Consider the following 26504-nt stretch of genomic DNA (forward strand, 5'->3'; position numbering starts at 1 on the left):
CGCTGGCCCATGCACACCGGACAGCTCGAGGGGATCAACAACCGCATCAAGGTCATCAAGCGCATGGCTTATGGCTACCGTGACTGCGAGTACTTCTTCCTCAAGATCAAGGCAGCGTTCCCCGGGAATGCGTGAAGAACCAAAAAAAAGCCCGCAGGGTTGCGGGCTTGAACACTTGCTTGCTGCAAGCGGGAGGGATGTCGATGGGGGGATCGACGGAAGTTATGGTAGGGCCCCGGTGGCCGCGCTGCGTGTAGGACAGCGCCGCGTGATCGACCAGAACCACCGTCGGCGCCGGGAGTCACGGCCTTGTTTTGCCGGCCCGTCCGGCCCTTGTTACGCCCCGACACCGGTGCCGGGCCGGCCTTCCGCTATGGTGCGGAGTACGTCCGCACGGAGCTGCCTTTCACTCTCCGCACCACCCTCAACAGACTCGCCCATGAAACCCCATCCTTTGCTCGTCAGCTTTCCCCTCCTGGCCTCGGCGTTGATGGCCGGCTGCGCCCACCCGGTCCCACCGCCAGCAGGCACCGCGCCGGCACCGGCCGCGTCTCCGCCGCCGGCCGCCTTGTGCGACGCGGGCCCTGCGCAGTCGGCCGTGGGCCAGATGGCGACGGCTTCGGTGATGGAATCGGCCCGAGTGCGGTCGGGCGCGCAGATGGCGCGGGTGCTGCGGCCGGGGCAGATCATCACCAAGGAGTTCAACGCGCAGCGCCTGAACCTGGAGGTGGACGCGAACGGCCGCATCCTGGCCGTGCGCTGCGGCTGACCGCCGGCGGCGAGGACGCCACAGCGTCCTGGCCAATGTGGTCAATCGGCCAGGAACAGTTCCTGCAGGTCGCTCAGGAAGTCGAATCCCCGCTCGGTGGGCCGCACGCGGCCCAGGTCGCGCTCGATCAGGCCTTTGCGCTCGGCCTCCTGCAGGCCGGGCTCGATGGTGGTGAGCGGCAGGCCGGTGCGGGCCAGGAAGTCCTGCAGCGCAAAGCCCTCGCGCAGGCGCAGGGCGTTCAGCATGAACTCGAACGGCAGGTCGGCGCGGCGCACGTCGGCGTCCTGCGCCACGGCGCGCCCGGCCAGGGCCTGGTCCATGTACCGGCCCGGCTCGCGGAAGCGCACCTGCCGCACCACGCGGTGGGCAAAGCTGATTTTGCTGTGCGCCCCCGCGCCAATGCCGAGGTAGTCGCCAAACTGCCAGTAGTTGGTGTTGTGCACGCACGCATGGCCTGGCCGCGCGTAGGCCGAGATTTCATAGCGCTGCATGCCGGCCTGCCCGGTGAGCTCGGTGATGCGGTCGAGCATGGCCCAGGCTTGGTCTTCCTCCGGCAGGGCCGGTGGGAACTTGGCGAAATAGGTGTTGGGCTCGATGGTGAGGTGGTAGATGGAGATGTGCGGCGGCGCAAAGGCCAGCGCGGTCTGCAGGTCCTGCTCCAGTTGCGCCAGGTTCTGGCCGGGCAGCGCGTACATGATGTCCAGGTTGAAGGTGTCGAACGCCTGCGCGGCCTCTTGCACCGCGGCCAGGGCCTGGGCGCGGTCGTGCACGCGGCCCAGGGCCTTCAGGTGCGCGTCGTTGAAGCTCTGCACGCCCACCGACAGGCGCGTGACGCCCGCGGCGCGGTAGGCGCGGAAGCGGTCTTTTTCAAAGGTGCCGGGGTTGGCTTCGAGCGTGATTTCGCAGTCGGCCTCCAGGCGCAGGCGGGCGCGCAGGTCGCCGAGCAGCCGGTCGATGGCGGCCGGCGAGAACAGGCTGGGCGTGCCGCCGCCGATGAAGATGCTGTGCACGGTGCGCCCCCAGATGAGGGGCAGCGCGGCTTCCAGGTCGGCCACCAGCGCGTCGAGGTAGCGCTGCTCGGGCACGCCGCCTTCGCCCGCCCCTGCGCCCGGGCGGTTCTCATGCGAGTTGAAGTCGCAGTAGGGGCATTTCTTCAGGCACCACGGCAGGTGCACGTACAGCGACAGCGGCGGCAGTGCGCTGAGCTGCAGCGTGCCGGGCCGCATGTAGTGCTGCACGTCGCGCACCGGGGCGGGCGCGTCGTCCGGGGCCGGCGCGGGGTGGATGGGGATGGTCATGCGGGGTGGCGCAGTGCGCTCTCAAAAACCATAGCTGCTGGCGCTTGCTGAGCAAGAGTTTCAGTATTAAAACGATTTGAAATCCGCAGGCAGCAAGCGCAAGGCGCTCCTGTTTTCATAGCCATCGGCTGCGGATCAGCTCCAGCATCTGCTGGGCGGCACGGCCGCGGTGGCTGTGGGCGTTTTTCACGTCCACGGGCAGCTCGGCAAAGGTCTTTCCGAATTCGGGGAGGTACATCACCGGGTCGAAGCCGAAACCGTTGCTGCCACGGGGTTCGCGGGTGATCTCGCCCACCACGCGGCCCACGGCAATCAGCGGCTCGGGGTCTTGCGGGTTGCGCACGGCCACCAGGGTGCTGACCATGGCGGCGCGGCGCTGGTCCTGGCCCTGCAGCTGTTCCAGCACGGCGCGCACGTTGTTGGCATCGCTTTTTTCGTAGCCGAACTGGGTGCAGTAATAGGCGGTGTCCACACCCGGCAGGCCGCCAAAGGCGTCCACGCACAGGCCGGCGTCGTCGGCCAGCGCGGGCAGGCCGGTGTGCGCAGCGGCAAAGCGCGCCTTGGCCAACGCGTTCTCGACAAAGGTGCGGAAGGGTTCCTCTGCCTCGCCCACGCCCAGGTCGGCCTGGCGCACCAGCTCGACGCCCAGGGGGGCGAACATGGCTTGCAGCTCGGCCAGCTTGCCGCGGTTGTTGGATGCCAGAACAATTTTCATGGTCAAAATGGCCTGTAGCGCTTGCCCAGCAAGCGCTGGCAGCTATCAATGTGTGAGTGAATTCAGCCCGCCGCCAGGGCCTGCTGCTGCAGCGCCACCAGTTCGGCGATGCCCTTTTCGGCCAGCGCCAGCAGTGCGTCCATCTCGGCCCGGGTAAAGGCCACACCTTCGGCGGTGCCCTGCACTTCCACATAGTGTCCGGCGCCGGTCATCACCACGTTCATGTCGGTATCGCAATCCACGTCCTCGACATACTCCAGGTCCAGCAGCGGCGTGCCCTGCACGATGCCCACGGAGATGGCGGCCACGGGCTGCAGCAGGGGCGACTGGGTGATCTTGCCGCTGGCCAGCAGCTGGTTCACCGCGTCCTGCGCGGCCACCCAGGCGCCGGTGATGGCGGCGGTGCGGGTGCCACCGTCGGCCTGGATCACGTCGCAGTCGAGCTGGATGGTGCGCTCGCCCAGCCGCTTCAGGTCAAACACGGCCCGCAGGCTGCGGCCGATGAGGCGCTGGATTTCCTGCGTGCGGCCGGTCTGCTTGCCGCGCGCGGCCTCGCGGTCGCTGCGGGTGTGGGTGGCGCGCGGCAGCATGCCGTATTCGGCCGTGACCCAGCCCTCGCCGCTGCCGCGCTTGTGGGGCGGCACGCGCTCTTCCACCGACGCGGTGCACAGCACCTTGGTGTTGCCAAACTCGATGAGCACCGAGCCTTCGGCGTGCATGGTGTAGTGGCGGGTGATGCGCACGGGGCGCAATTGGTTGGCGGCGCGGGCGCCGGTGCGTTCAAAGTTCATGGGTTTCTTTCCAGAGGGGGTGCGCATGGCTTGCAACGGACGCGCTCCCGGCCAGGGCCACCGCGCGACGGCCGCTCTGGCGGCTTGGCTGCGTTCCGTGGCGTGCGCCGCTCGCGTCGCCCTTCGCGGCGAAGCCGAAAAAAGGCGGGTCCGCGCGCAGCGGCTCAGGGGCTTGTCACGCCTTCCGTGCGGCGGACCGGCGAATGGCTTCGTTGATCTCGGCAATGGAGCGTTCGATGGCCGCGTCGTCCAGGTCGTCCACCAGGCCGTCGAGCGGACCGGCCTGGATGGTGGAGGCGAACACGTCGTCGCTGATGCTGTCGGTGGACACGCCCTGGGTGGACTCGAACGCATCGGGCGTTTCCCATTCCAGCGCCAGCACGGTCACGTTGTCGCTGCCGCTGCCGGCCGTGCGCAGGGCATCTTCCACCAGCTCGGGCACCGCGTGCGACACGGTGTTGCGGGCCAGCTGCCGGGCAATGTCGTCATCGCTGAGCGTGCCCCACAGGCCGTCCGAGCACAGGAGGATGCGGTCGCCCTGCTCCAGGTACACCGGGCCGGTGATGTCGTAGATGGGCTTGGTGGGCGAGCCCAGGCAGGTGAACAGCACGTTGCGGTTGATGCGCTCCAGCCCCGGGGGCGGTGCGTTGCGCAGCTCCATGTACGAATGGTCGCGCGTGCGGGTCAGCAGGCCGCCATCGCGCACCATGTACAGGCGCGAATCGCCGCAGTGGATCCAGGTGGCTGTGCCCGCCTGCAGCACCGCTGCCACCAGCGTGGTGCGCGGCGTGTCCAGCATGCCCTTGTCGGTGGCATACCGCAGGATCTGGTGGTGGGCCGCCAGCAAGGCGCCGGAGAGAAACTCCTGCACATCCTTGAGCTGCGGCTTGGCCTGGCGCTGGAACAGCGCCGAGATGGTCTGCAGCGCGATCTGCGCAGCCACCTCGCCCTCGGGGTGGCCGCCCATGCCGTCCGCCAGCACGAATAACCCCGACTCGCGCGTGTAGCAGTAGCCCATGCGGTCTTCGTTCTTCTCGCGGCCGCCGCGGCGGCTGATCTGGAATACGGAGAACTTCATGGCAACTCACGCAAAAAGAGCGACGCGTCGTTCATTTGGGCTTGACTCCGATCCCGGTGGCTTCGCCCACCTTCTGCACGTTCTTCTTGGTGTCTGACACCAGGGTGTCCAGCTGCAGGCGCATCTTCTCGGCCACCGTGAGCTTGGTGTAGCGGCGCTCGCCTTCGCGGCTGAGCTCCTTTTGCAGCGCAAAGACAGACTGCGGGCGCGACAGCGGGTCCAGCGCCATGCACCACTCGACCACCTCGATCAGGTTGTCGGAGTACACCCCGCGCAGCTTGGTCAGCGCCAGCGACAGGCGGTCTTTCTCGATGCGCTGCGGCGCCTCGTTGGGCGGAAAGCCCTGCATGCACGCGTAGATGCAGGCGCCGATGGCGTAGATGTCCGTCCACGGGCCCATCTGCGAATCGCGCCGGTACATCTCCGGCGCGGCAAAGCCGGGCGTGTACATGGGGCGGATGAAGTTGCCCTCCTTGGACAGCACTTCGCGCGCGGCGCCAAAGTCGATCATCACGGCCTTGTTGTCGTCGGTGATGAAAATGTTGGCGGGCTTGATGTCCAGGTGCAGCATCTTGTGCTGGTGCACGATGCGCAGGCCGCGCAGGACCTCGTCGAACAGCGAGCGGATGGTGGACTCGCGGAACACCTTCTGCGTCTTCAGGTCGCGGGCGGTGATGATGAAATCCTGCAGGGTCGCGCCCTCCAGGTAGTTCATCACCATGTAGACGGTTTCGTTCTCGCGGAAGAAGTTGAGCACGCTCACCACCGACGCATGCGAGATCTGCGCCAGCGCACGCCCTTCCTCAAAGAAGCTCTTGAGCCCCAACCGGTACAGCGAGAGCTTCTCGGGCGGCACCTTCGGCAGCAACTCGCCCGGCGCCCGGGTGGCCAGCGAGGACGGCAGGTATTCCTTGATGGCGACCTGCTGGCCCTCGGCGTCCAGCGCCAGATAGACCACGCCAAAGCCGCCTGAAGACAACCGGCGCACCACGCGGTAGCCGCCAATCGCGGTATCGGGCGGCAAAGGAGCCGGCTTGATTTTTGACATATTTTGCGAAGATGACTCGGGGGTGGAGCGGAACCCGGATAATCGCCGGATCGCAAGCAACCATCAAAAAGTCCAATGCCAGTTTACAGCATGACCGGATACGCCAGCGTACAGCACGGCGCGTCCGCCACTGGCGCTGAAACCGATGTCCGCGCGCCCCAGACACGCCGGCTGGGGCTGGAAATCCGCTCCGTCAACAGCCGTTTTCTGGACCTGTCCTTTCGCCTGCCCGACGAACTGCGCGCCACCGAACCGGCCCTGCGCACCCTGCTCACCGCCCGCCTGAAGCGCGGCAAGGTGGAAGTGCGCGCCGCGCTGGACAACGAGGACAGCAGCGCCCTGCAAGACCCGCCCGCGCGGCTGCTGCAGCGGCTGAACTCCCTGCAGGATTCCGTGAGGGCCTGGCTGCCCCAGGCCGCGCCCCTCACCGTGGCCGACGCGCTGCGGCTGTGCGCCAACGCGCCTTCCGGCTCCGAGGACTGGGGCGACGTCCTGCCCGCCCTGGCCGAAGAGGCCCTCACCGCCCTCATGGGCGCCCGTGAACGCGAAGGCAAGCGCCTGGCCGCCATGCTGCTGGACCGTGTGAAGCAGTTGCGCGCACTGGCACAGCAGGCCGGCCCTCTGGTGCCAGCGCTGGTCGAGCAGCAGCGCCAGCGGTTCATGGAACGGTGGAAGGAAGCCATGGCGCTTTCGGACGGGAACGCCACCGTGCCCGAGGCGGCCCGCGACCGCGCCCTGACCGAGGCCACCGCCTTCGCCATCCGCATCGACGTGGCGGAAGAGATCACGCGCCTGGACTCGCACCTGGACGAAATCGAACGCCTGCTCAAAAAAGGTGGCGAGGTCGGCAAGCGGCTGGACTTTCTCATCCAGGAGCTGCACCGCGAGGCCAACACGATGGGCTCCAAATCGGCGGCACTCGAGCTGACACGCATCAGCGTGGACATGAAGGTGCTGATCGAGCAGATGCGCGAGCAGGTGCAAAATCTCGAATGACACTCATGTTTTGATAGCGCCAGGCGCACATCAACTATGGACTATCCCGGAAATCTCTTCGTAGTGGCGGCGCCCAGCGGCGCCGGCAAGTCCAGCCTGGTCAAGGCCCTGCTGGAACTCGACTCCCACGTTCACCTCTCCATCTCCCATACCACCCGCCCCCCGCGGGGCCAGGAAAAGCACGGCCGCGACTACTATTTCGCCTCGCAGTCCGAGTTTGACGCCATGGTGGAGGCCAACGCCTTCGTGGAGTGGGCCCACGTGCACGGCAACCGCTACGGCACGTCCAAGAAGGCGATCGAGGAACGCATCGCCCAGGGCACGGACGTCATCCTGGAAATCGACTTCCAGGGAGCCCTGCAGATCCGGCAGGCGTTTGCCAACGCTATCCTCGTGTTCATCCTGCCACCCAGCTGGGAAGAACTGCGCTCCCGCCTGGAGCGGCGGGGCGAAGACTCGCCGGAAGTCATCGAAGTCCGCCTCAAGAACGCGGCCACGGAGATGGCCCAGGTCAGCAAATTCGACTTCGTTATAATTAACGAATTGTTTGAACGCGCGCTGTTCGACCTGAAGGCCGTGGTTCATGCCCAGCGATTGAAGTACGCCGCACAACGCCGTGCCCGCGCCGACACCTTCCAGTCGCTCAACATCACCTGAAAAATCCCGGAGTACCCCACGATGGCCCGCATCACTGTAGAAGACTGCCTGGAAAAGATCCCCAACCGCTTCCAGCTCGTGCTGGCCGCCACCTACCGCGCCCGCATGCTGAGCCAGGGCCATGCCCCGCGCATCGAAAGCCGCAACAAGCCTGCGGTCACCGCCCTGCGCGAAATCGCCGAAGGCAAGGTCGGCCTGGAGATGCTGAAAAAGGTTCCAGGTTGAGATTTCCAAGGGCCCAGGCCCCGCAAGAGCACCGCGCCAGCGGTGCTTTTTTTTGCCCCGCCGCGTCCCGGGGCGCTCCCGCGCTACATTTAAGGCATGAACGCGGTGCTTAAATCACCTTCTGCAACGCAGCCCTCCGGGGGCGAAACCACCTCGGCAGGCGGCCTCTCGGCCGCTGCGGCGGCGGCCAACGCGGCTGCGGCCAGCTTTGCAGCACTCACTGACAGCCTCGATTACCTGGACGCCGCGGGCATCGAACAGGTGCGCCAGGCCTACCGCTTCGCCGATGAGGCCCACCTGGGGCAGTTGCGCAACAGCGGCGAGCCCTACATCACCCACCCCATCGCCGTGGCCGCCCAATGCGCCATGTGGAAGCTGGACGCCCAGGCGCTGATGGCGGCCCTGCTGCACGACGCAATGGAAGATTGCGGCGTGACCAAGGCCGACCTGATCGACCGCTTTGGCGCCCCCGTGGCCGAACTGGTCGATGGATTGACCAAGCTGGACAAGCTGCAGTTCAATACCCGCGAAGAGAATCAGGCAGAGTCCTTCCGCAAGATGCTGCTGGCCATGGCCCGCGATGTGCGCGTGATCCTGATCAAGCTGGCCGACCGCACGCACAACATGCGCACGCTGTCGGACATGCCGCGCAGCAAGTGGGGGCGCATTGCCTCCGAAACGCTGGACATCTACGCCCCCATCGCGCACCGGCTGGGCCTGAACCAGACGTACCGCGAACTGCAGGACCTCGCGTTCAGGCATCTGCACCCCTGGCGCTACGCGACGCTGTCCAAGGCCGTCAACAAGTCGCGCAACCGCCGGCGCGACCTGGTGCAGAAGGTGCAAAACGAGGTCGACGCGGCGTTTGCCAAGATCGGCATGAACGTGCGATTGGCGGGCCGGGAAAAGACGCTCTACGCCATCTACCAGAAGATGCACCTCAAGCACCTGAGCTTTGCCCAGGTGACCGACATCTACGGATTCCGGGTGATTGTCCCCACCGTCACGGATTGCTACACGGCGCTGGGCGTGCTGCACCAGATGTACAAGCCCGTGCCGGGCAAGTTCAAGGACCATATCGCCATCGCCAAGCTCAACGGCTACCAGTCGCTGCACACGACGCTGGTGGGTCCCTCGGGCGTGAACATCGAGTTCCAGATGCGCACCGACGAGATGCACGTGATCGCCGAGGCCGGCGTGGCGGCGCACTGGCTCTACAAGGCCCAGGACGGCGAGGGCACGGCCGCCGAACGGCTGGGGACCAAGTGGCTGCAATCGCTGCTGGACATTCAGAACGAAACCCGCGATGCGGCCGAGTTCTGGGACCACGTCAAGGTCGACCTGTTCCCCGACGCCGTCTATGTGTTCACCCCCAAGAGCCAGATCATGGCACTGCCGCGCGGGGCCACGGTGGTGGACTTTGCGTATGCCATCCACAGCAACGTGGGCAACCGCACCACCGCCGCCAAGATCAATAACGAGCAGGTCCCCCTGCGAACCGAACTCAAGAACGGCGACGTGGTGGAAATCATCACGGAAGCGGCTTCCACCCCCAACCCGGCGTGGCTGGGCTTTGTGCGCACGGGCCGCGCACGCTCCAAGATCCGGCACTACCTGAAAACGCTGGCCCAGACGGAATCAGAAGGGCTGGGAGAAAAGCTGCTGACCCAGGCCCTGCGCGCCGAAGGCCTGGAACAGCTGCCGCCCCTGAATGCGGAAACCCAGCCCCTGTGGGACAAGCTGCTGCGCTTTACCGGCAACCGTTCTCGCAGCGAACTCATGACGGACCTGGGCCTGGGCAAGCGCATCGCCAGCATCGTGGCCAAGCGCCTCATGGTGCTGATGTCCGAGCATGGCCACCGGCCGGATGCGCTGCTGATGTCCCGCGAGCGCTACACCTCCCACGAAACCCTGTCCCAGGGCGCCGTGACGTTGGACGGCAGCGAGAACGCTTCGGTGCAGTACGCGCACTGTTGCCGCCCCGTTCCGGGCGACAGCATCGTGGGCTACCTGGGGCGCGGCGAAGGCTTGGTCGTGCACAACGCGCACTGCACCGTGGCCAAGCGGCTGCAGCACAAGGACAGCGAACGCTTCATCGCCGTGGATTGGGCCGACGAGCCCACGCGCCTTTTTGAAACCGGCGTGGTGGTCACGGTGAACAATGGCAAAGGCGTGCTCGCCCGGGTGGCGGCGCAACTGGCCAATTCCGAGGCGGACATCACCCACGTCGACATGGACGACGACGCTGCGCTGGACACCATCGATCTGCGGTTCGTCATCGCCGTGCGCGACCAGGCCCACCTGGAATCCGCGCTGCGCAACCTGCGCCGCACCCAGGCCGTCATCCGCGCGGCGCGGATCACTCCGCAGGCCTGAACCCCAGCGGCCCGGAAGCCTGCCGCAGTGCAGCTCAGCCGGCGCTGCGCTGAGGGTATTGCACCCCGACGACTTCCAGGCTTCGCGTTCCGCCCGGCGTGGGCAGTTGCACCTCGTCGCCGACGCGCGCCTTGAGCAAGGCGCGGGCCACCGGGGAAACCCAGCTCACTTGCGCTTCACGGCTGTCGGCCTCGTCAATGCCCAGGATGGTGATGGTGCGCTCCACATCCTCGTCGTCCACGTAGGTCACCGTCGCGCCGAAAAAGACCTGGTCGCTGCCCGCATGCAGGCTCGGGTCCACCACTTCGGCAATCTCCAGGCGCTTGGTCAGGAAGCGGATGCGCCGGTCAATTTCACGCAACCGCTTCTTGCCGTACAGATAGTCGCCGTTTTCCGAACGGTCGCCATTGCTGGCCGCCCAGTGCACCGCGTCCACCACCTTGGGCCGCTCGTTGTCCATGAGGTCCAGCAACTCATCCCGCAAACGGGCGTAGCCCGCGGGGGTGATGTAGTTCTTGCCGCCGGCAGGAATGGGCGGCAGCGCCAGCTCCTCGTCGTCGGCCCCGTCGGTTTCCTTGGTAAAAGCCTTGCTCATCGCCAATCTCCCGATAAGCGCAAAGCGCTGAACAAATGAAAAAGCCTGCAATCTTTCGATTGCAGGCTTTCAACATTGGTGCGGCTGGCAGGAATCGAACCCACGACCCCTTGGTTCGTAGTTAGCCTGCCGCCTGCAAGTCGTTGATTTTACACAGCTAAAGGCCGTCCGTTCCGACGCATTGTGTACCGTCATGTACAGCAGTTTTAATGCGGATCCCCCGGTTTTCCCCATGGGATGAGCTATAGCGTCGCATACCAAAGCAATACGCACCAACTCAAAACACTGTATGCTTTTTCAGTATTTTGAGGTGGCGCATGTACTGCACGGTTTACAGACTCTACGACGGCCAGGGCAACCGCCTGCACAACGACGTGGCCAAGGCTAACGGGCAAACCGGCTGGCTGGTGTACCGGCTCAAGCGCCCGCAGAACGGCCAGCCATTTCGCCACGCGCTGCTGCTGCCCAAAGAAGGGGCGCCCGACCATCCCGCAGTGCTTCCAACGCTCGAACACGCGCAGCTGCGGATGCTGCAGGGTGGGATGCGCCTTACAGGCCAGGACTTTGATGCACACCACCGCTATCTGAAACAGGCCTGGTGGGTGATTCCGACGCTCGTCTAGCCCTTGGCCGACCACTCCCCAAGCCCGGCCGCAAGCGCGTGCATGGCCAGCTTGAGCATGCGCTTGTACTTGACCGGGGCGCCCGGCCTTGCGGACCCGAGGCGCTGAGCTGGCGGGCGCACTCATTCGGTCAGCGCCCGGTCGTTGACGATGACCCGCTTGAGGGTGCGGATCTCGTCGGCATGTTTTTCAGCCGCGCTTGCGAATTCTTCCGCCTGTCTGTCAGCTTCGTCGTATAGCTCCCCGAGGGTGGCGGCTCTATCTCGACAATCGCTGATGGCAGCGGCGACGCTTTGGGCTTCTCCCCCACCACAGGCGGCGGCAAAGGCTCTGACCTGGTCGCGCAAGCGCTCACCATCAGCAGCGGCAGCAGCCAGAGCAGCAGCGCGGGCACGTTCTTGTTTTGCATGGGCATCGGCTATCTCCTGTTGATTGCGTGCGTGGATTTCGTTTCGACGGAAGGTCGCGCGGGCATCGTCCAGAGCCACACGCATGCGTTCGGCGTTCTCCCGGGCGCGTGAGGTCTGCTCGGCCGACAAGGCGCTGCGCGACTTCTCGGCATCGAGCCGGGCCTCGTAGACCTGGAAGCCGAGGTAGATGGACAGCGCCAGCAGGGCCAGCGCCAGGGCCTGGAAGCCATAGGCTTTGATCTTGTCCAGCATCACGCCTCCAGTTCCGGCAAGTCCACCGTCTGCCCAGCCAGCGCATGGTTGCTGTCGGTGAGGAACTGGATGCGACCATCCGTCACGAACGAATGGCACACGTTGGGCAGCGGCTTGCCGTCTTCCCCACGCTCCCATTCGCCATTCCATTTGCCATCCGGCCCCAACTTGACCTTCAGGCCCTTTGCGAGGATGGAGGGCGCCAACGTGGGCCGCTCGATGTCTCCGTTGAACGACCACGCATTGGCGCCGGTCACCGGCAGGCAGTGATCTTGACCACAGCCGGGGCAATGGAAGGAAACATAGCGCTGGCCCTCAAAGTCTGCATCGATACGCGGCATGGCTACACTCCCAGCCACTGCGCATAACGCCAGCGCCTGGGCTCCAACAGAACGGTGGCGCGCACGTGGGCGCGATTGATCTCGACGGCGCTGGCACCGTAGCCCTGCCACTTGGCGCGGCTCTTGTTGCTGTGGTGTTCCACGTGGCCGAACCACTGCGCCGGGTCACACCCAGCCGTAAGAGCGCAAAGCTGCCGCTCTTGCTGCACACCGCCAAGGCCGCCGTTGTAGGCTGCATCGCAAAACGCCAGGCGGGCCATGTCGTCATCGATGCCCAGCTGCTGAAATCGCCGGTGACAGTCGCGCAGCTTGACCAGGATGGCGCGCACGCCCAGGTCAGCACGGGTGTACACGTTGTCCCAGGTCAGTTCCTGCAGAGCGCGCGGGTCCATGGCCACGGTCTCTGCCAGGGCGTCAAAGCGCAAGGCGCCAGATGCCCCCCAGGCCCGCGTGATCTGGCCCAGGCCTGCGCCCTCTTCCCGGCTGGTCTTGAGCCTCGCCGCCGTGCTCCAGCAGTTTCGGTGCTCCAGGCTGATGCAGCTCTCTTTCTCGATCAGCGCGCCCACGTAGCTGCGCCGGGGCACCTGCGGCCAGTGCTGATCAATCTCCTGCGTCACCAGGGGCGCCAGCGCCTGTGCAGCGGCCGGCACGGGCTGCGCTCGCGCGAAGCCGACGAACGCCAGCACCAGCGCGCCAGACAGGATGCACAGGCCCAGGAAGGCCAGCCCTGCGCCGATGGGGTGCTGCAGGGCCTTGAGCCACGCCTCCCGGCCGTGGGCGTAGTCGTACAGCGCTTTGCGCGCGCTGTGCGCCAGCGCCACGCAGATGGCGGTCCACGACAGCCACAGCAGCTTGACCAGCGGGTCGCGCCAACCATCGGGGCCGAATGAGTTGAGGGCAATGACTGCCAGGGGCAGCATCAATACTGCCCACCAGCGCCAGCGCTTCAGGGGGTTCATGGGGTTTCCTTTCGGGGTTACAGACGACAAAAAGCCCGCCGGTGTTGCCACGGGCGGGCGCGGATGGGTTGCTGTGGATGTGGTGCTAGATCTCGATCTCAACCACGGGGAGCGCGGGCGCTGTGCTCTCGATCACGCCGTCACGCACAAACACGCGCTGGCCTACCGGGGCCTCACCGCGCACCTGCGCGATGCCGCCGTCCTGCAGTTCGACGGTGGACAGGCCATCCGCGCTGGCGGTCACTTTGCCAATGAGCAGCGGGGCGTCCGGGAAGATTTCTTTGAACAGTGCGATAGGGTTTTTCATGGCATCACTCCGGGTGGGTCTCCACGGACAGAACTTGGCGCAGCGTGGGCGATGACCACTCCAGGGACGTGGCCCGCACGTAGCCCAGGTGCGTGGTCGAGCCGTCCACATAGCGCACCAGCGCGCCCGGCTTGATGACGCCCGTGGACTCCAGCACCGGCAAGCGCAAGCTGATGTGGGCCTGCACACCAGTGTTGCCCAGCTCGGCAATGCCGCGCTGCCGCGCCGCCTCCATGTCGGTGATGAGGGGGTGCGTGACGCTCGGTGCAACCAGCGTGCCGGCCGTGCCCGCGCGTTTGATTCGGCCCTCGATGCCGTCTGCAACCCCTGACACAAACACGCGGTCGTAGGTGGCCTTGCGCAGCCACTCAATGCCCTCAACGCTGACGACCGCGCTGGGCAGCTCAAAGTCGGGCGTCAAGTCGCCCCAGTCCCACGGCGCTGCGGGGTAACGCGGCAGAGCAATCACGGTCTGTTCGGTATCGCGCGGCTGGATGTAGCCACCCGCGGCCGCGGCGATATCGGCAAGGGCGGACATGAAAGAGCCCTGGTGTGTCCACAGGCCGCCGGGCACCAGCCAATCCGTCATGCGCCAGTCAACACCCCAACCAAAGGGCACGCCATTGATCGTGAGCACTTCGCTCATGAGCTGGTGAGCCGTGCGTGCCAAGCTGTTACCGTGGTTCAGCGCGGGCGAATACGGCACATCCAGCAGCGCGGTGACGCCACGGCCCTTCACGTTGATGGTGGTCTTTCCAAACCGCCGCTCGCGGCTGTAGCTCTCGGACAGCAGGCGGTAGGGCGCGCCGTTGATGGTGACGATCACCTGCACAGGCTCGCCACCCGGGCCTGGCGTGATGAGCGGGAGCGCGCTGCCGTGCAGGGTGGCGCTCCACTGCCACGTCCAAGAGTCCATGTCCAGGGACATCCCGAACGATTGGGCCGGGATGGGCTCGCCGTCTGCACGGGCCAGGCTGACATTGTTGATGGTCATGTAAACCCTCTGGATCGGTACGATGACAGTTGCCGGCGGCACCACTTGCCCCGGCCGCTGGCATACGAAAACCAGGCGCCCGTCTCCCAGCCACATGTCTGTGAACACCAGCCGCCCCACCGTGGCTGGGTCGTAGCAGGGTTGTTCGGGCGGCTCGACAGGTGGGACAAACGACACGCCCGGCGGCGGCCGGCGCCCCTGCTGCCAATGCGCCCGCAACACCTGCCTGATGTGCGAGCCGTCGCCCCAGTGGCCCAGCAAAGCCCGGCGCACGGGGGCGCCGTCCTGCCAATGCGCCGCCACGCCAGAGCGCAGCCGCTCGGTCTCTTGCCATGTAGACAGCACCGCACCGCGCCGGCCCTCGCCCTGCTGCCATGCGGCCTTGATGGCCGCGCGCAGGCGCTCGCTCTCTTGCCAGCCGGAGGCCACGGCGTTGCGCAGCCTGATACCCGCTTGCCAGCTGGACACGACGCCTGCGCGCATGCGCTTGCTCTCCTGCCACCGGCTTTCGACGGCGGCAGCCATTTGCTTGCCCTCCTGCCAATTTGCAGCGACAGCGGCGCGCACGGGCTCGCTGTCTTGCCAGGCCGTCGCGGTGCCTGTGGCGACAGGCCGCGCCTCTTGCCAGCATGTTTGCACTTCGGCCCGCAGGCCCCGGCTGACGTTGGCGTCCCACGCCAGGCCGATGGTGCCGTCCAGCCCGGGCAGCTCGGCATCAATGCCGAGTCGGGTGCCTGCACGCAGCGTGAGGGTACCCAGCCCGGGCAGGTCGCCGTCGACGGTGATGACCGCCTCCGGTACGACCACGCCGCCATCCGACTCGCCGAAGACCAACCGCCCCGAGCCATCGGCCGGGACCGTGAAGACAAGTTTGCCGTCAATGTCCACATCGTTACCCCAGCAGGGCCGGCGACGACAGCAACAACACGCCGCCCTCGTAGATGATCATGGTCTCTGTGCCTTGCAGCCTAATGGGGCCAGCACCAGCCTCGTTTGTGACTTCCGCGCCCCAGATCGGCACGCCAGCGCCGTTGCACCACTCGCCCCACGCTGGCGTCCCGGTGACCTGCACAAGGTCGTTTGTGGCCGATGGCAGCAACTGGATACGCCCGTCCGCCGTGATCGTGCCGCAGGGCTTTGCAAGGGTCCGCTGGCCCAGCAGCGTGCCGCCCGCAGCCGTGTAAAGCTTGATGACAGACGGCCCGGGGCCAACGTCTGCCAGGTCAATGCTCGCTTGGTTGCGAGCCGCACGATGCGCAGTGCTGATCGTCATGGCGCCTCCACGGCCCGCACAGGGCCTGCGCCCGTGGCCTTGTGGTTGCGGTTTGGGTCGATCCCCACCGCGATGTAGTCCACGCCCAGCTCAAGACTGGTAGCCGTGTAGTAGCCCGCAGCGTTGCTCCAGCCCTCCCAGGCTTTGTAGCCGTCTGCCAGACGCAGCAGCCACACGCGGCCTTGAGCGAACGGAGACTCGGGCGAGCTGGGGGTGGCTTTGAACATCACGCGGTCAGTGATGGTGCCGGTGGTCGGGATGAGCTGCCGAAAGTCACGCATAGATCCCCCGACGCTTGGCAGCGCGGCCAGACCGCTGAAAACCAACGGGGCGCGGCCGTCGATGCTCCCCGGAACTGGCAGCAATGCTGAAGGGGTTGGAATCAAAGCCATATCACCGCCATGGACCGGTGATGTCCATAAATGCGATGCCTGTCGGTGTTTGCGATGCATTGGCACCTGCACCGATAGCAAGCAAGACACGCCCCGCCCAGTCTCCAGCACCCATCATTTGATCGTGCGGTGACATTAGGGCCGCCAAGCCAGTTTGCGGCACAAAGGCCACACCGGGAACGATTGAGCGTGGGCCTTCGGTTCCCGTGGTCGGCCGCAGATGCAGCTTAGAGAGGTAAATCTTTCCGTCGACGTTGGATGGTGCCGCACCCAGCGTGGTGTCATTGCCAGAAAACGAAGCGGCCACGCCCGTGTAAGGAGCGGCGTTATGCATTACCGCACCGCCCAGCCCAGAGACTGCCCGCGGCGTCACGGTAACCCCGTATGAGGTGTTCGCCACTTGGCCATGCAGAGATCCGCTTTCAAGGAAAGTCGTTCCCGAGTTTGTCACGCATGACAGATAGGTGCTCCAAACGTCGCCAGATGCGGCCAGTGCTATGGGGTCACCGAAGCCACGAACGTTGCTGTTGCGCGGGGTCGATGATCCTTGCGTACCTGGCTCAATCGCCCAGTTCACGGCCCGAGAATCTGCGGACATGACGTAGCGGACCGGGCTTGAGTTAGCCGACGTTGCCTTGTGCACATAGCCGCCTCCCGCAACCATCGCTGCGGTCGGGAACGGACCCGTACCCGTGTCAACGTCGGCCATCGACTCGTAGCCCACCACGCGCGCCGCCGTTGTACCGCTATCGTCCACGCGCAAGAAATGCCCGCTGGACTGCACGTCCGCGCTGCGAAAGGCCGCTTTGTTGGTACCCGCGAATGGCTTGCTCCACCCTCCCACCGGTGCATAGCGGAAGGTGATCGCGCTACCAGTTGTCGCCACACCGTCGGGCGCATTGGTCTCGAAGGTGATGGAGTTATTGGTCCGTGAAATCACGCGCGCCTCTCCATTGAGTGCGGAGGGCGTCGTAGCGTTTGCACAAAGCACTATTGCGCGCTCTTCAAAGAACACGCCATCGGCAAACACTGCAGTGCCCACGCCCCCGTTCACAGACACGCTGATGGCGTTGGCCGACCCCCAGCCCGTATTGAGAAAGGCGTCGAGTGCCGCAATGAAAGTGCCCGCAGTGCCGCTGATCTGCGGCGCACCGCGCATGGTGCTGGTGATCCATTTGACTGGGTATGTGTAGGCCATAGGTGCTCCTTGGAATGGGGGAATGGGATCAGTCGAAGCTGCTGCCAGGTTCGCGCGCCACGTCTCCGCGCTGAACGATCCAGGCGCTGTCGTCGATGCCGGCAGGCGAGCCGGGCTGCGTGCAGCGCACGCAATCAATCGCGGCCTCCGCGCCGATGGTGTCCACGAACAGCACGTTGCCGGCCACCCAGCCAGAACCCCAGCCAGCCGATGGGACGGTCATGTACGGGGCGCCCGCAGCCATGTGCGTGGGAGAAAAATCGGCGTTGATGTTGCCGCTGGCGATCTGGCCCAGGTGTTGGCCGATCAAGTCAAGCGTCTGCCCGTCTGCGCGAATGCGCAGCGCCCAGCGCTCTGTGATCGCACCACGGTTGGTCACCACGATGGGGTTCTGCCCGCTGGCGAATGTCGCCGTGGCCTCGCCCTTGGCGGGGTCCACCCCGTCATACCAGGTGGTGCCGTTCCAGCTCGCCTGGTCATAGACCCGGCTCACCCGGGCAAAGCGATCACCGAAGCGCAACGCGGTGGAAAACACGGCCCCGGCCGGGAAGGCATAGCCGACAGGCTCTGTCAGGCGCACTTTCCCGTCCACGCGCACCTCTGCGATCTTGCGATAGACCTCCGTGCGGCCGATCACCTTGATGCTGGCCGGGTAGCCCGTCAGGTCGGCGAACGTGACGGTGCCCGCGTCCAGGTCGGCCGTGTAGCCCACCTGGATTTCAGCTCCCGTCGCCGCATCAATGACCTGGGCGAACGACAGGCGCTCTGCACCCAGGTTGTAGACCATGCCCACCGTGGGCGCGAAAGCCACACCGCCGTGCAACACGCCGACAACGCACAAGTCGCCCGCGCGGGCAAAAGCTACGCGCCCATCCGCAGGCAACGCAGCAGGGTCGATGCCCATCAGCGCGACGTCGACGGGCAGGTAGATGTAGCTGACTGCGGAGTAGCGGAGCGTCGTCGGGTCCACAGGCCACGGCCGCCAGATCTTGCCCGGCTGCACCGCGCCAACATCGGCAGCGCTGTACCACCACTGCGCGCGCTCCTCGGCGGTCAGGTCGGCGTCGAGGACGTAGTCGCCGAACTGCAGCTCGACGCCGCCGCGCGACGACTCGACCCGGCCGCGCATGTGCTGGCCCGTCACGAATCCCTGCGCGTCGACGTTAGCGGTCAGCGTGTTCCCGAGCAGGTCGACCACCGACAGCACAAAGCCCCCGGGGCCGGCTTTCAACGGGGCGGCGTCACACGAGAAAAAGATGCTCGCTGCGCTCCAGTCGCCCTTGCGGGTCCACAAGCTCAACAGCTGGAAGTCGCCAGGACCGGTGCCGCCGACCACCCAGTCAGTCATCAGGGCGGTGTTTGTGGCGTAGGTCATGCTGCCCGACGCGATGCCCGCGCTGGTGTCCGTGCGGTCCCGGTAGATCACGCCTTCAAAGTCCTGGTAGGTTTTGCCCATCCAGCGAAACATGACGGAGCCGGGAACGGCCTGCTCGCTGGTGTAGGGGCACAGCGCAAGCGCGACGGCCGGCGGCGTGATGGCTTGGGTCTTGGCGCGCGCCACGCTGCCGGCGACCCGGTAGCTGGCTGCGATGCTGGAGCCCGCGAGCATCGACTCTTGTACCGATGTGCGGCCGTACTGGCCGCCACGCAGGCCGGCGCCCGAAGACGCGCCCCCATCAGCGATGGCGGCTTCAAATGCCGCCGCCGCTTCGTGCTCGGACTCGTAGGCCGTCACACTGCGGTTGCGCCGCAGCACGCGCAGGTTGAAGGTCTTGCCCGCATAGGCGACGGTGCCCATGTCGCCGAGGAAGCTGCCGGCGCCGTTGTCGGTCGCTTTGTGCGCAACGACGACTTGTCCTGTGCTCGTGGTGCCGAACATCTGCTGCACAGTTGCAGTAGACGGCGCTGCTGTGGGCGCTGCCGTCGTGAGCAGCAGCGGCTTGGTCTCAAAAGTTGCCATGTATCAGTCCTCAGCTCGAACGCGGCCAGTTGACGTAGGTGGAGGGCGGGATGATGTTTGGAGGGCCGGCCCAGGCTTGCGGCATCACCATCGGGAGCACAGCGACTTGCGTGTCGGGGACCGTGTTTGCGACGATGTCCGTGCCCGTCGTGATCGGCCACGTGGGGCTGGACGTAGCCGGTTGGCCGCCGCTTGTGACCGAGACAGAGCAGATCGTTGCCCACGACACCGCCAGCGACCCAGCGGCCGGTTGCTGCGCCAGCGGCAGCGTGACAAAGCCCGCCACGTCCGGCGATGTGGGGCCGACGCCTGAATAAATCTCGGTCACCACGTTGTCGACCGTGTAGTCGACTTCGATCTGTGCCCCTGGGTCCGGCATGTACGACGGCCGCAGCACCCCGGTGCGGGTCGGGTAGTCGATGACGCCGGTCGCGGCGCCTGTGATCTGGCCCGTGCCGTTGTCCGTCGCAGTGCGCAGCACGCCCCCGCTCAACCATTTCATCGTGAGCGAATTCGGCACCACTTGGTCGGCGTCGTTGTCGCTCTCCAGCAAGAACGGAAACTCAGGCATGCGCACCGCGCCCGCTTGTTGCGTGCGGTCCGTGTACCCAACCCGCGATCCCCAGGCGATCGTGATCGAGCTGCCGATATCGGGGAGGGCCTTGAGCGTGTAGTTGATCGCTCCGGTCAGAGGATCAACCACTCCGCCCCCCGCGCCCGTGAGCCGGCCGGTGCCATCGTCCGAGATCGTGTACTTGGTGCCGAGCGCCCAGTAGTCGATGAACGTCATACCTGGCTCTGGCAACGGCCGGAGCTGGTCGACATACACCAGGCCGACGTTTTCTTCCGCGATCTTGATGCGCTTGGAGTGCGGCGTGGTGCCGACCTCAACGCGCCGCGGTGCCGTTGCGAGCACAAGGGTCTGGCGCGCCATCGGCCGCTGGTCAACCAAGGCAGCCTCGGACCGGCTGTTGGGCACGATCTGGCTGTAGATTGATGCGAGCTGCAGCCACGAATCACTCGCCTGTGTGGGCTCGGTCAGCCGGCTGGCGCCGCAGAACATGCCGGTGTCGCTGTAGACGGTCTCGCGCACCACGGTCTGCCCTGGCGCCCGTGCAAACTGACGTGAGGGCGGCGAGCCGGGGAAGTCGTACTGCAGCGGGTCGAACAGCTCGCAGGTCGTGACCTGGGCGAGGAAGTCGACCAGCTGACCGTTGACGATCTCGGTGCAGATCACATTTTGGGTGTCCGTGGTCTTGATGCGCACGCGTTGCCGCCGCTCGCCCGCGAGGCCCTCATTCCAGACCAGCAGGTACGTCCGACCGATGGTCGGAGGGCTGAGGCCGGGCCGCTGCAGCAGCGTGATGCTGCGCATGGTCTGGTAGTGGTTTTCGCGCAGGTAGCCAGACCATTCAGGGCCTGGCGACATGCCGGCTTCTATGCGTTTTGCGATGTCAGCACGCGTCGCAAACGGGTCTTTGAGGGACAGCAGCGTGATGGACACATTCGGGTCGGCGGGTGGCTGCGCCAGGATCACGTTGGAGCCCATCAGCGCAGCGCGGTCGGTGTTCCGCAAGATCCCGAAGATCTGATAGATCTCCACGCGGCCCACGGTGCGCGTTTCCTCGCTGATGTCCGGGAAGATTTCGTTGGACCGGCCCGACGTGAGCAACTGGGCCGAGGGTGGCCCGCCGCCTTCCGGCACGTCTGCCATGTTGGCCGACCGAGCAAGGCGGATATCGCCAGCAAGTAGTGGCATGGGTTACATCTCCAGAAAATTCAGCTCAAGGCTGCAGTAGTAGTCTTCAGGTTCGGGATCGCTGTAATCGATCACGGGCTCGACTTGCTTGATGGCATTGCTCTCTTCGGCAGTGCCGTGGTCAAAGATGACGGTGCGCGCCACGCCGTTGTGCGTCAGGGTGTACTGCTGCAGTGGCAGCGCGGCCCAGGCGTACAGTGTTTCGAGACCGGACCGCAGAACCCACGCGTAGTCCACGCCGCCCGCGAGCGTGATCAGCCGGCCGCCGACCCGGGGGGCTGCGTCGATCAGCATTGCGCCCGTGAGGCTGCGTTCAGTGGCCTGCGACACAGGGGACCAGCGGAATTCGTTGACCCACAGGAGGTCTTCGGGCAGCTCCAGGGTGGTGGAGTCTTTTTTGAGGGAGATTGCCATGGCGATGGTCACTTATCGGCCGGATACGCTCTTGCCGTCAGCAAGCGCTTTAAAGAAGTTCTGCAGCACTGCGCGACCGGAGGGATCGGTGTTCACCACGCCATACGGCTGCCCCTCGTAGTGCAGGTGGACGGGCACGCCCCCGCCAGCTGCGGCCGAGCTTCGCTGGCCCTGCCCGCTCGGCTGTGAAGCGCGTGCGCCGGATAAATCGCCCGACGCTTCCCGCCCTCGCCCGGAGGCCTTTTCGCTGTCTGAGCGACTGCTGCCGCCCTTTTCAGCGGCGGCTTTCTCCTTGCGCTTCTTCAACAGCTCGTCTTCGAGTTCACGCTCGACGCGGTCCAGCTCTGCCGCGATGTTTCGCTGCTCAAGTAGGCTTTGCTGACTTCTTGCGTTGCCATAGTTAGTTTGGTAGGCCTGCAGCTGCAGCCGTAGTTGCCATGCGCGCTTGGCTTTATCAAGGTCGACGGCATCCTCACCGTAGCGCTGGATGATCTGCTGGTTGATATCGGTGTCGTTGATGCTCGCATTGCCAGAGACGTTCTTGCGGATATCACCAATGGCCTTAAGCGACTGGTCCCCATCCATGCTGTACCTGTCGTATAGGTTTTGCAAATCAGACTTCTCAGAATCGCTACCGCCCAGGCGTTGACGATCATGGATCTGACGCAAGCGCTTAATGTTCTCTGCAGCCTCTGCGGCTGATCTACCTAATGTTTGATAGTCACCGGCCGCGCCACCGGCGGACCTGCGCAGATCATCGGTCGCGCTCTTGGCCTCTCGCATTGAGCGGACGATGGTGTTGCCTGCCGAGTCGGTTTCGAGTTTCAGACCCTCAGCAGCCGCGCGGGCCGCGATAGACGAGTCAGCAACGCCACGGTTCGCGTCGATGAGGCGTTGAACCATGGCGCGTGCCGCCTCTTCTTTCCGTCGTTGCCAGGCCAGGTACGACTCGCCTTCGTCCTGTCCGGCTTTCTTGATCACGTCATACGACCGGACCGCTTGATCAGCGCTACGGCGCAGGCTTTCAGAGGACTGCAATCCCAGGCGTTCCATGGCCTCGCGCACACTGTTGATGCCGCCGGTCGCGTCTTCGAGTTTTTTCTTCAGCTCCTCGGCCTTGGCGGCTACTTGGTCGAGCAGGCCGTCCGCAACTTTGTCGCCCAGCTGCTTGCGCACGCTCTCGATCTGGGCGCGCAGGGCGGTCAACGCGGCCTGGCTGTCGGCGGTATCAATTGCCTTACCGATGCTGGCGTTGAGCACGCGGCCCACATCGACGCCCTCGGCTTTGAGCTTGCCCATATTGGTGATGATGACCTCGACATCGTTGATGGCGCTGCGCGAGGCCGCACCAACACGGCCCTGCAGCACCTCATACTCCAGTCCGGTGCGTCGCACCGCTTCTCTGAGCACGTTGTCCATCACCTGCCCGGTGCGCTCGGCCTCGCGGGCGGCAGCAGATAGCGCACCTTTGATGCGTGCCTCAAGGTCTTTGAGCACGGCTTCAGGTGCCCCGCTGGCAATGGCCTGCTGCAGCTGATCCTGCAGCTTCTTCGCGTCCTGGGCGGCAGAGCCAAAGGCGTTGCGGGCGAGCACTTCAAACTTCAGCAGGTCCTGCCCGTCCAGCGCTTTCGCCCAAGCGGCCTGGAATTCGGTAGCTGTGAGCTTGCCGTCTGCCAGCAGCTTGTCGAGCACCCCCGAGGCGGTGCGAATGCCAGGCGAGTTCGACAAGTCAAAGTCCTTGCCGATCTTGCCCACTGCGTCGGCCACCGTGTCGCCAGAGGTGCGCAATTTGTCGAACTTCGCGATCAGCCCTACCGCTTGCTCCGTGAGGTCAAATGTGCGGTTTCTGGCCTCCGCCATCTTGTCGTTCTGCAGCTGCATGGCCGCAATCTGAGCTTTGCGGGCTTCAGCGTTGCGTTGCGTCGCCTCGGTGTCCTTCCGCTGCTGCTCCTCCTGCTGCTTGACCCGTTTGCCGGTCTCGGTGAACTTCATGCCCCACTCAACAACCCCGGAGATGCCCTTGCGAATCTCACCGTTGAAGAGCACCAGCGTGGCGATCAGCCCAACGGGACCGCCAAACAGAGCGGTGACTCCGCGCAATGCACCGCCCAGCGCGCCAAATGCGGCGGTCTTCGCCCCAACGGCGGCCGTGTTCGCCACGGCCGCAGTGGTAGCTGCAGCGGTGGCCCTGGTGGCCTGCCCGGTAAAGGTGGCAATGGAGGCCCACGATGCCGCATTGGCTGTGCGCGCGGCAGTGGATGCTGTGGTGGCCGCGATGTTGGCGGCCTGGGCGGCAGTGTTGGCCGCGTGCGCGGCTGCGTTGCCGGCCTGCGCAGTCGTGTTCGCAGCGACAGCAAGGGTGTTCTTTTCGACGGCAGCCGTGGCCGCCATGGTCTTGAGCGCCCAGGCGCCAAAGTCAGCGGCGAGGCCGGCAATCTTGAATGCAGCCCACAGCTTGCCAACGGCGGCCAGCGTGGAGACAAGGGTGTCGAGATTGCCCGCCAGCGCGTTGATGACCTTCGCGGCGTTGGCACTGCTGACCATGCCATTGTCCGCCTGGCCCACGTAGAGGGTCCACTGGGTGGACAGGTTCTGCAGGGCGCGGCCCACGGTAGGCGGCAGCTTCGAGAACTCCCCTGCGACTACGTCAGCCTGACCGCGCAGGGCTTTCATCACGGTCTCGGCGGTCAACGCGCCCTGGCCCGCGAGGTCGCGCAGCTTGCCCGTGGTGACGCCCAGCCCATTCGCCATGGCTTGCGCCAGGCGGGGCGCTTGTTCCATGACGGAGTTGAACTCTTCCCCGCGCAGCACGCCAGACTGCAGACCCTGAATCAACTGGGTGATGGCGGCGCGTGATGACTCGGCCGAACCGCCCGAAAGCTGAATTGCCTGGTTGATGGTTTGCGTCAGCCGCAGCGCATTGTTCTGCGCAACTTCGGCCGTCTGGCCGGCTTCCTGCCCAGCCTTTGCAAGCCGGGTGAAGAGCGTGCCGGTTTCGTCCAACGCTGAGTTGGTAGCCAGTGCGACGCGCTGAACTCCGGCGAACGCTTCCGCGAACAGTGGCCCCTCGCCCGTGGCGAGCTTGACGCGGGCTTCAAGGTTGCGGAACTCGTCGGCGGTTTCTGCAACCGACTTCGCAAGCCCGCCCACATAGCTGCCCCCGAGTGCGACCGTGGCCACCTGCTGGATGCGCGCCAGCTGGGTGCTGATGGACGTCATGCCCTCGCGCAGCGTGCGCTGGTTCTGGGCCTGGACCTGGGTGGACTGGGTGGAGGCGGTAGCGGCCTGTTGGTATGCCGGCGCCATGGCCGCGACTTCTTGGCGCACCTGCGCCAATGCAGCCTGCAAGTTTCGCTCTGCCTGGGCGAGGTTCGTTGCCTCAACACCCATCGCCTGGAGGCTTTCCCGACCAATCCCGAGCGCAGCGTTATTGGCATCCTGCGCTGATCGCGCTCGCAGCAATGCCGCGGCAGACTCTTGATGTTGGGCCGACAGTCGGTTCTCGGCCTGCAGCGCTGTGCGGGTGTTGGCCTCGGCTTCTTTCAGGCTTCTGGCTTGCTGCTTTATTTCAACCGAGAGTTGCTGAATTCGCTCCTTTGCAGTCGTGCTCGCCGTACGGTATTCATCCGTCTTGCGAGCCGCTCCAAGCGTGCTGGACTGCAGTTCTTCATACCCTTTCTTCACGGCCGCCAGTTCGGAACGCTTGGTTTCGAGCGCTGCTTTAGCGCCCATTTCCGCTTGCACAAAGCGTTGCGTAGACGCGCTGGCTTGGGCTAGTTGGGCGTCCATTTGCCGCAGGTTTCCCTGCGCCTCGGCCAGTTCAATTGCCAGGGCCCCCGACTCATTCTTGAGCTGTTGAAAGTTCTCAAGGGTTCGCTGCTTGGTCCCAAGCACTTCCAGGGCGCGTGCTGCGTCCAGGGCACCTTTTTGAAGGTCGCCCTCCAGGACGTCACCAACCCCGCGCAGCGTCTTGGCAAGCGCGTCGGCATCGGCCTCGCCCTTGACGGCGGCTTCGATGTCGTATTTGATCTTGGGATCGGCCATGGTGGAGGATCAGATGAAGGGTTTGGTGTGGTGCATTGCCCTGGTGGGCGCGGGCATTCCGCTGGCCCTGCTGGGCCTGCTGGTGGATTCGGAGCGCCTGATGGCGCTGGGTGGCGGGGCCATCGCCACCGTGGTGGTGGGATGGCCCGTGCTGGTGCTGATGGGCGCCGTACAGACGTCTGGACGGCGGCCTTGATCAGGCGGTGAGGGTCGGCCAGCGAACCTCGTAGCCTTCCGTCTTGCCGGTGGGCACCACGATCTCGCCCGACAGCTCGGTGGCGGTGAAGTTGTCGGACAGAAAGTCGAACTCGTTACCGGCGCCCAGCACCGCCTCGTGCACGTCGACTTCCACGGGCGCCCCGTCAACAAGATTCGCGCCGTCGAAGCGCGCCCGGCAGCGGATCTGGGTCATGCGACCGCCCAGGATCTTCTTGCCGTCGACGGCGTTGTAGGCACTGGTGAGCTTGATCTTGTCTCCCACGGTGACACCACTTTTCACGCGGATTTCCCCCCGAGCCCAGTTCACTTCAAACGTGCCTGCAGCGAGGGCCGTAGTGCCGTCGGTCTGAAAGACACCGAAGCCTTCTTCAACCAGGTTTCGCTTGCCCACGGGAAGCCAGTCGCCCAGGGCTGTCACAGTCACTTCGTGGGCTGTCAAATTACCCGCGCTTTGCGTCAGCGACTCAACAATGCCTTGGAACTGCATTGCCAGAGTTGTGGCGCTGGCTGCCGAGATGGCAATGGACAACTCGGTGGGCTTGGGAATGACAACCGCCGCCCGCGACTGGCCGTAATTCAAATGAGATTTCGAGGTGCTGGACTTCTTTTCCGAGTTGGGCTTGATGGCGAATTTGTCGGCATCGAGCGCGTCGCCCCACGGCCCCCACGCTTGTGTCGCCGTGTTCCAGACGGACAAGGTCACCAGGCCACCAGCCAAAACTGCACGTGCGGTCATAGCCGCCTCCTTTCAGTAGAAACAGAAAGGCCCGCTCATCGGCGGGCCATTGGGTTGGATCAATCGAAACGGGCA

27 protein-coding genes are annotated in these 26504 nt (G+C 65.2%); 8 read left to right on the forward strand and 19 right to left on the reverse strand.

The features are described from left to right. Positions 1 to 135, forward strand: a 135-nt coding sequence (locus tag LWW96_RS14155; protein ID WP_291488131.1) for a transposase, incomplete at its 5' end; no start/stop codon positions are given. Between the two features lie 304 nt (positions 136 to 439). After that, positions 440 to 769, forward strand: a complete 330-nt coding sequence (locus tag LWW96_RS14160) for an I78 family peptidase inhibitor (RefSeq protein ID WP_291488046.1) — start codon at positions 440 to 442, stop codon at positions 767 to 769. A gap of 41 nt (positions 770 to 810) precedes the next feature. Here LWW96_RS14160 and hemW read toward each other — a convergent pair whose 3' ends face one another. The 5 genes from hemW to LWW96_RS14185 form a co-directional block, all read right to left on the reverse strand. Then, positions 811 to 2067 (reverse strand): radical SAM family heme chaperone HemW, encoded by a 1257-nt coding sequence (gene hemW, locus LWW96_RS14165; RefSeq protein ID WP_291488048.1) that lies wholly within the window; start codon positions 2065 to 2067, stop codon positions 811 to 813. A 115-nt stretch (positions 2068 to 2182) separates the two neighbouring features. Next, entirely contained in the window at positions 2183 to 2782 is a 600-nt protein-coding gene (gene rdgB / locus LWW96_RS14170) for an RdgB/HAM1 family non-canonical purine NTP pyrophosphatase (RefSeq protein WP_291488050.1), read from the reverse strand. A 62-nt stretch (positions 2783 to 2844) separates the two neighbouring features. Next, a complete protein-coding gene (gene rph / locus LWW96_RS14175; RefSeq protein WP_291488052.1) occupies positions 2845 to 3573 on the reverse strand; it encodes a ribonuclease PH in 729 nt (242 codons plus the stop codon). A 175-nt stretch (positions 3574 to 3748) separates the two neighbouring features. After that, a complete protein-coding gene (locus LWW96_RS14180; protein WP_291488054.1) occupies positions 3749 to 4651 on the reverse strand; it encodes a PP2C family serine/threonine-protein phosphatase in 903 nt (300 codons plus the stop codon). Positions 4652 to 4682: 31 nt separating this feature from the next. Beyond that, entirely contained in the window at positions 4683 to 5699 is a 1017-nt protein-coding gene (locus LWW96_RS14185; protein WP_291488056.1) for a serine/threonine-protein kinase, read from the reverse strand. Between the two features lie 75 nt (positions 5700 to 5774). On the opposite strand from LWW96_RS14185, the gene LWW96_RS14190 reads away from it, so the two are divergent. From LWW96_RS14190 to LWW96_RS14205, 4 genes are all read left to right on the forward strand, one after another. Further along, on the forward strand, positions 5775 to 6695 hold the full coding sequence (locus tag LWW96_RS14190; protein WP_291488058.1) for a YicC/YloC family endoribonuclease: 921 nt from the start codon (positions 5775 to 5777) through the stop codon (positions 6693 to 6695). Positions 6696 to 6731: 36 nt separating this feature from the next. Continuing rightward, on the forward strand, positions 6732 to 7352 hold the full coding sequence (gene gmk / locus LWW96_RS14195) for a guanylate kinase (protein ID WP_291488060.1): 621 nt from the start codon (positions 6732 to 6734) through the stop codon (positions 7350 to 7352). A gap of 21 nt (positions 7353 to 7373) precedes the next feature. After that, the gene (gene rpoZ / locus LWW96_RS14200) at positions 7374 to 7577 is read left to right on the forward strand and encodes a DNA-directed RNA polymerase subunit omega (RefSeq protein WP_005794722.1); all 204 of its coding nucleotides are present in this window, start codon (positions 7374 to 7376) and stop codon (positions 7575 to 7577) included. Positions 7578 to 7673: 96 nt separating this feature from the next. Further along, positions 7674 to 9953 carry a bifunctional (p)ppGpp synthetase/guanosine-3',5'-bis(diphosphate) 3'-pyrophosphohydrolase gene (locus tag LWW96_RS14205; protein WP_291488062.1) on the forward strand — a complete coding sequence of 760 codons (2280 nt, stop codon included), beginning with the start codon at positions 7674 to 7676 and terminating at the stop codon, positions 9951 to 9953. A 34-nt stretch (positions 9954 to 9987) separates the two neighbouring features. On the opposite strand, the gene greB is transcribed toward LWW96_RS14205, so the two are convergent. Beyond that, positions 9988 to 10548 carry a transcription elongation factor GreB gene (greB, locus tag LWW96_RS14210; RefSeq protein WP_291488064.1) on the reverse strand — a complete coding sequence of 187 codons (561 nt, stop codon included), beginning with the start codon at positions 10546 to 10548 and terminating at the stop codon, positions 9988 to 9990. Between the two features lie 317 nt (positions 10549 to 10865). Between greB and LWW96_RS14215 the strand changes: the two genes are divergently transcribed. Further along, entirely contained in the window at positions 10866 to 11171 is a 306-nt protein-coding gene (locus tag LWW96_RS14215) for a hypothetical protein (protein WP_291488066.1), read from the forward strand. A gap of 122 nt (positions 11172 to 11293) precedes the next feature. Here LWW96_RS14215 and LWW96_RS14220 read toward each other — a convergent pair whose 3' ends face one another. The 12 genes from LWW96_RS14220 to LWW96_RS14275 form a co-directional block, all read right to left on the reverse strand. Then, entirely contained in the window at positions 11294 to 11833 is a 540-nt protein-coding gene (locus LWW96_RS14220; protein WP_291488068.1) for a hypothetical protein, read from the reverse strand. Then, complete coding sequence (locus tag LWW96_RS14225) at positions 11833 to 12174, reverse strand: DUF6527 family protein (protein ID WP_291488070.1); 342 nt, start codon at positions 12172 to 12174, stop codon at positions 11833 to 11835. The genes LWW96_RS14220 and LWW96_RS14225 overlap by 1 nt, the downstream gene beginning before the upstream one ends. Before the next feature lie 2 nt (positions 12175 to 12176). Further along, entirely contained in the window at positions 12177 to 13133 is a 957-nt protein-coding gene (locus LWW96_RS14230; protein ID WP_291488073.1) for a hypothetical protein, read from the reverse strand. A gap of 85 nt (positions 13134 to 13218) precedes the next feature. Continuing rightward, complete coding sequence (locus LWW96_RS14235; protein WP_291488075.1) at positions 13219 to 13440, reverse strand: hypothetical protein; 222 nt, start codon at positions 13438 to 13440, stop codon at positions 13219 to 13221. Positions 13441 to 13444: 4 nt separating this feature from the next. After that, positions 13445 to 15322: a hypothetical protein gene (locus LWW96_RS14240; protein ID WP_291488077.1), complete on the reverse strand. Its 1878-nt coding sequence runs from the start codon at positions 15320 to 15322 to the stop codon at positions 13445 to 13447. Between the two features lie 4 nt (positions 15323 to 15326). Further along, positions 15327 to 15707: a hypothetical protein gene (locus LWW96_RS14245; RefSeq protein ID WP_291488079.1), complete on the reverse strand. Its 381-nt coding sequence runs from the start codon at positions 15705 to 15707 to the stop codon at positions 15327 to 15329. Next, positions 15704 to 15988, reverse strand: a complete 285-nt coding sequence (locus LWW96_RS14250; protein ID WP_291488080.1) for a hypothetical protein — start codon at positions 15986 to 15988, stop codon at positions 15704 to 15706. The genes LWW96_RS14245 and LWW96_RS14250 overlap by 4 nt, the downstream gene beginning before the upstream one ends. Positions 15989 to 16100: 112 nt before the next feature. Continuing rightward, positions 16101 to 17297, reverse strand: a complete 1197-nt coding sequence (locus LWW96_RS14255; protein WP_291488082.1) for a hypothetical protein — start codon at positions 17295 to 17297, stop codon at positions 16101 to 16103. Positions 17298 to 17325: 28 nt separating this feature from the next. Next, positions 17326 to 19257: a hypothetical protein gene (locus tag LWW96_RS14260; protein WP_291488084.1), complete on the reverse strand. Its 1932-nt coding sequence runs from the start codon at positions 19255 to 19257 to the stop codon at positions 17326 to 17328. A 10-nt stretch (positions 19258 to 19267) separates the two neighbouring features. After that, a complete protein-coding gene (locus LWW96_RS14265) occupies positions 19268 to 21016 on the reverse strand; it encodes a hypothetical protein (RefSeq protein WP_291488086.1) in 1749 nt (582 codons plus the stop codon). 3 nt (positions 21017 to 21019) lie between these two features. Then, entirely contained in the window at positions 21020 to 21430 is a 411-nt protein-coding gene (locus LWW96_RS14270) for a hypothetical protein (RefSeq protein WP_291488088.1), read from the reverse strand. Between the two features lie 12 nt (positions 21431 to 21442). Further along, complete coding sequence (locus tag LWW96_RS14275; protein ID WP_291488090.1) at positions 21443 to 25474, reverse strand: tape measure protein; 4032 nt, start codon at positions 25472 to 25474, stop codon at positions 21443 to 21445. Between LWW96_RS14275 and LWW96_RS14280 the strand changes: the two genes are divergently transcribed. Continuing rightward, positions 25473 to 25670 carry a hypothetical protein gene (locus LWW96_RS14280; protein WP_291488092.1) on the forward strand — a complete coding sequence of 66 codons (198 nt, stop codon included), beginning with the start codon at positions 25473 to 25475 and terminating at the stop codon, positions 25668 to 25670. The genes LWW96_RS14275 and LWW96_RS14280 overlap by 2 nt on opposite strands. Here LWW96_RS14280 and LWW96_RS14285 read toward each other — a convergent pair whose 3' ends face one another. Then, positions 25671 to 26429, reverse strand: a complete 759-nt coding sequence (locus LWW96_RS14285; RefSeq protein ID WP_291488094.1) for a hypothetical protein — start codon at positions 26427 to 26429, stop codon at positions 25671 to 25673. Positions 26430 to 26504: the final 75 nt, after the last annotated feature.

This window comes from Acidovorax sp., assembly GCF_021287135.1.
Classification (GTDB): domain Bacteria; phylum Pseudomonadota; class Gammaproteobacteria; order Burkholderiales; family Burkholderiaceae_C; genus Acidovorax.